Origin of the sequence: Nonomuraea zeae (genome assembly GCF_005889725.1) — a bacterium.
GTDB lineage: Bacteria > Actinomycetota > Actinomycetes > Streptosporangiales > Streptosporangiaceae > Nonomuraea > Nonomuraea zeae.
The window spans coordinates 1-1322 of sequence record NZ_VCKX01000677.1 but is presented as its reverse complement, the minus strand read 5'-3'; the positions used below and the strand labels follow the sequence as shown (position 1 = coordinate 1322).

1 protein-coding gene is annotated in these 1322 nt (G+C 67.9%); it reads left to right on the top strand.

The features are described 5' to 3' along the window. The first annotated feature begins 51 nt into the window (after positions 1–51). Positions 52–1295 (top strand): IS3 family transposase gene (locus ETD85_RS62325; protein WP_138699098.1). Its coding sequence is split into 2 segments (ribosomal slippage): positions 52–334 and positions 334–1295, totalling 1245 coding nucleotides; the frame shifts between segments, so codons are not numbered across the junction. Positions 1296–1322 lie beyond the last annotated feature (27 nt).

Here is a 1322-nt window from a genome sequence, read left to right as displayed (position 1 = left end):
TGAATCGCCCCGGTTCCGGTGGAGACTTGATCTCTTGAGAGGATCGAGTCCATGCCAGGTAAGTCCCCCTATCCCGCTGAGCTGCGCCGCCGAGCGGTGCGGATGGTCGCCGAGGTGCGGCCGGATTATCCGACCGAGTGGGCCACGATCAACGCGGTGGCGACCAAGCTCGGCATCGGTACCGCCGAAACGCTGCGCACCTGGGTCCGGCAGGCACAGATCGACGAGGGCAGCCGGCCCGGCCGCACCACGGAGGAGTCGGCCGAGCTGAAGCGGCTGCGCAGGGAGAACGCCGAACTGCGCCGCGCGAACGAGATCCTGAAGGCCGCGTCGGCTTTCTTCGCGGCCGAGCTCGACCGGCCACACACGCACTCGTGAGCTTCATCGACCAGCACGCCGAGGTGTTCGGTGTCGAGCCGATCTGCCGTGTCTTGACCGAGCACGGCCTGAAGATGTCCACCAGCACCTACTACGCCGCCAAGAACCGCCCGCCCTCGACGCGGGCGGTGCGCGACGCCGAACTGGACGCCCACATCGCGCGCGTCCACGCCGACAACTACGGCGTCTACGGCGTCCGCAAGATCTGGCAGCAGCTCCTGCGGGAAGGGCATCAGGTGGCCCGCTGCACCGTCGAGCGGCGGATGCGCGCGCTCGGCCTGCAGGGCGTGCGGCGCGGCACGAGGGTGCGCACCACCGTGGCCGACCCTGGCCATGAGCGGGCGGCTGACCGGCTGCGGCGAGACTTCACCGCGACCCGGCCGAACGCCGCCTGGGTAGCTGACTTCACGCACGTGGCCGCCTGGTGCGGGGTGGTGTACGTGGCGTTCGTGGTCGACGTCCATTCCCGGGCGATCGTCGGCTGGGCGGCCTCGCTGTCCAAGCAGACCAGCTTGGTGCTGGACGCCCTGGACATGGCGTTGTGGCGGCGCGAGCGCGCGGGCCGGCCGGTCAAACGCGGGTTGATGCACCACTCGGATGCGGGCAGTCAATACACCTCTTTCCGCTTCACCACCCACCTGCTGGCGGCCGGTATCGACGCCTCCATCGGCACCGTCGGCGACGCGCTCGACAACGCCTTGATGGAATCGCAGATCGGCTTGTACAAGACCGAACTGATCAAACCGAGAGGGCCCTGGCGCAGCCTGGCCGAGGTGGAACTAGCCACCGCCGAATGGGTCGCCTGGTTCAACACCACCCGCCTGCACTCGGCCATCGGACACCTTCCACCTGAGGAATTCGAGGCGATCTACTACGCTCAACACCAGCCCAACGATGCCCTGACCATCAACCGCTGAGGTCTCCATCAAACTCGGGGCGGTTCA